Origin of the sequence: Erwinia oleae (genome assembly GCF_000770305.1) — a bacterium.
Lineage (GTDB): Bacteria > Pseudomonadota > Gammaproteobacteria > Enterobacterales > Enterobacteriaceae > Erwinia > Erwinia oleae.
Genome location: NZ_JNVB01000137.1, coordinates 1 through 3382 on the forward strand (window position 1 = coordinate 1; position 3382 = coordinate 3382).

3 protein-coding genes are annotated in these 3382 nt (G+C 61.0%); all 3 read left to right on the forward strand.

Annotated features, from left to right (window positions below; genetic code table 11):
- The coding region (locus GS12_RS22300; RefSeq protein WP_034951102.1) for an acyl-CoA dehydrogenase family protein at positions 1-746 on the forward strand (746 nt) is incomplete at its 5' end.
- A gap of 8 nt (positions 747-754) precedes the next feature.
- A complete protein-coding gene (locus GS12_RS22305; protein WP_034951103.1) occupies positions 755-1963 on the forward strand; it encodes an SfnB family sulfur acquisition oxidoreductase in 1209 nt (402 codons plus the stop codon).
- Positions 1960-3330, forward strand: a complete 1371-nt coding sequence (locus GS12_RS22310) for an LLM class flavin-dependent oxidoreductase (protein ID WP_034951105.1) — start codon at positions 1960-1962, stop codon at positions 3328-3330. The genes GS12_RS22305 and GS12_RS22310 overlap by 4 nt, the downstream gene beginning before the upstream one ends.
- Positions 3331-3382: the final 52 nt, after the last annotated feature.

Sequence of the window (3382 nt, forward strand, 5' to 3'; positions counted from 1 at the left end):
TCACCGGCGAGAAGTTCTACTCCACGGGCGCGCTCTTTGCTCACATTGTGGTCACCACCGCGCTGGACGATGACGGCGCAGCGGTGATGATTTTTGTTCCGCGCCTGAGTGCCGGGCTGACGGTGATTGATGACTGGTCCGGTATGGGACAACGCACCACCGCCAGCGGCACCGTGCGGTTTCAGGAGGTGGCGGTTGACGCATCACGGGTTATTCCGCTGCCGCCGGACGAGAAACCGTCGCTGCGCGGCGCGGTATCGCAGCTTATTCAGGCGGCCATCGACGCGGGGATCGGGCGTGGCGCTTTCGATGAAGCCTGTGAGTTTGTCCGTCACCACTCACGACCGTGGATTGATGCCAACGTGGAGCGTAACGCCGACGATCCGCATCTTCAGGCCGATGTCGGCCGCGTCTTTACAGAGCTGCATGCGGCCGAAGCCCTGCTGCGACGTGCCGCGCGGATTGTTGATGAATGCCGTGGTTCCTCACTCACGGCAGAAGAGGCCGCGCGCGCGTCAGTTGCCGTGGCGGAAGCAAAGGTGCTGACCACCCGCATTGCGCTGAAGGCCAGTGAAAAACTGCTGGAATGGGGCGGCAGCCGCGCCACGCTGAGCGAACATGGGCTCGATCGGCACTGGCGCAACGCCCGCACGCACACGCTGCACGATCCGGTGCGCTGGAAATACCACGCAATCGGTAATTACTACCTCAACGGCATTTTTCCGGCGCGACACGCCTGGATTTAAGGAGCGGTATGACTCTCAGTCAGGTAACGCCTAAAAATAAAGCCACGCTGATTACCACATCGGAACAGGCGCTTAACGTGGCGCGCGAGCTGGCGCAGGTGTTTCGTACCACCTCTGCCCAGCGCGATCGCCAGCGGGAACTGCCCTTTAAGCCGCTTGAAGCGCTCTTTGCTTCCGGCCTTGGCGCGATAACCGTTCCCGCAGCGTTTGGCGGCGCGGCGGTGCCGACCGCGGTGCTGGCAAAGGTGATTAGCCTCCTGAGCGAGGCGGACGCGGCAATCGGACAAATTCCGCAAAACCACTTCTACGCGCTGGAAGTCCTGCGGGTCAACGGCAGCGAGGCGCAGCAGCAGCGTTTTTATCAGGAGGTGCTGGCGGGCGTACATCTGGGCAACGCGCTGGCGGAGTTCAGCAGTCCTGCTGCTCATCATCGCTTCACCTCCGTGCTGGCAAAGGGCGATGCGTATCAGCTCAACGGACGAAAATTTTATGCCACCGGCGCGCTGTTCGCGGACCGCATTCCTGCCGCCGCGCGCGATGCGGAAGGTAAAGAGCAGTTAGTTTTTGTGCCGCGCTTTCAGGCTGGCGTGAGCGTCATTGACGACTGGTCGGGCTTTGGTCAGCGCACCACCGGCAGCGGCACGGTGACGTTCGACGCGGTACAGGTGAACGCCGACGATATTGTGCCGTTTCAACGCGCCTTCGAGCGCCCGACCACCGTCGGCCCGTTTGCGCAAATCATGCATGCCGCCATTGATTACGGCATTGCCCGCGCGGCATTCAGCGATATGCTCAATTTTATCAATACCCGCGCCCGCCCCTGGCCTGATTCGGGCGTTGCGCAGGCGAACGACGATCCGTTAATCATCGATCGCGTTGGGCAGCTTGCCGCAGATTTGCAGGCCGCCGAAGCGCTGCTCGATGAGGCGGGCGACGCTATCGATTTCGCGCAAAAAGATCCGCAGGCCGAAAGCGTGGCGGCGGCGTCGATTCAGGTTGCCTGCGCGCGCGCGTGGACAACGGAACGCGCGCTGGAAGCGGCCAACCTGCTGTTTGAACTCTCGGGCACCCGCGCGGCCCTTGCGGAGCATAATTTCGATCGCCACTGGCGCAATGCCCGCACCCATACGCTGCACGATCCGGTGCGCTGGAAGTATCCGATAATCGGCAACTATGTGCTGAACGGCGTACTGCCGCCACGGAGGGGAACGCTGTGAGCCTGCCCGCAAAAGAGATCCTGCTGAATGCCTTTACGATGAACTGCGTAGGGCATATCCATCATGGCATGTGGACGCATCCCGACGATCGTTCAACGGAGTTCAATACGCTTGGCTACTGGACCGAACTGGCACGCACGCTGGAGCGCGGCCTGTTCGACGGGCTGTTTATCGCCGATATCGTCGGCGTTTACGATGTCTATCAGCAGGGGATCGGCCTGACCGCCAGCGAATCAATTCAGCTGCCGGTTAACGATCCGCTGCTGCTGGTTTCCGCCATGGCCAGCGTAACCGAACATCTGGGTTTTGGGCTGACCGCCAACCTCAGCTACGAAGCGCCGTATCTTTTCGCCCGCCGTTTCTCCACCCTCGATCATCTGACTAACGGACGCGTCGGCTGGAACATCGTCACCGGCTATCTGGACAGCGCCGCGCGGGCGATGGGGCAGAAAATGCTGGCGGATCACGATCGTCGCTACGATATGGCCGACGAGTTTCTCGACGTCAGCTATCAGCTGTGGGAGGGAAGCTGGGAAGACGACGCGGTGGTGGCTGACCGGCAGCATCGCCTCTACGCCGATGCGGCGAAAATTCATCCGGTGCGGCATCATGGCGAATTTTACCAGGTCGACGGCTGTCATCTTTCCTCACCGTCGCCACAGCGTACGCCGCTGCTCTATCAGGCGGGCAGTTCCGCGCGGGGTATCCGTTTTGCCGCGCGCCATGCCGAATGCACCTTCGTTAACGGCAGTACGCCGCAGGCAATGCGTGCGCAGGTGGAGCGGTTGCGCCAGGCCGCGGTGGAGGCCGGACGGCAGCCGGACGATCTGAAAATCTTTATGGGTATTGCGATTATCGTGGCGCCCACGGAGAAAGAGGCGCACGAAAAGCATCAGCACTACCTTCGCTATGCCAGCCCCGAGGCGGGCATTGCGCATTTTTCCAGCTCTGTTGGCGTCGATCTGTCAACGCTTGGGCTGGATGAACCCCTGGTGAGCGGTAGCACGCGAGCCATTGAATCCGTCGCCAGAGCCTGGAGCGGCACAACGAAGCGTCAGTTGCTGGAGCAGCACGCGCTGGGCGGTCGTTACGCGCTCATTGTCGGCGATCCGCAGCAGGTGGCGACAGCGCTGCTCGCCTGGGTGGATGAAACGGGAATCGACGGTTTCAATCTGACCCGCATCGTGAATCCGCAAAGTTATATCGATTTTATCGAACTGGTGGTGCCGGAGTTACAGCAGCGCGGGCGCTATAAAACCGCCTATCGGCCCGGCACGCTGCGTAAAAAATTATTTAATCAGGATCGGCTTTCGTCGCGTCATCCGGCCGCACGCTGGCGCCATCCTGCTCATGAGGAGAAACAATGATCTTTACCCGTGCAATGACGTTCATTTTGATTGCCGCTCTGTCCGGCAGCGC

Excerpts from the sequence above, each read along its gene's own strand:
- GS12_RS22305 (WP_034951103.1), top strand. The coding sequence starts at position 755 with ATGACTCTCAGTCAGGTAACGCCTAAAAATAAAGCCACGCTGATTACC.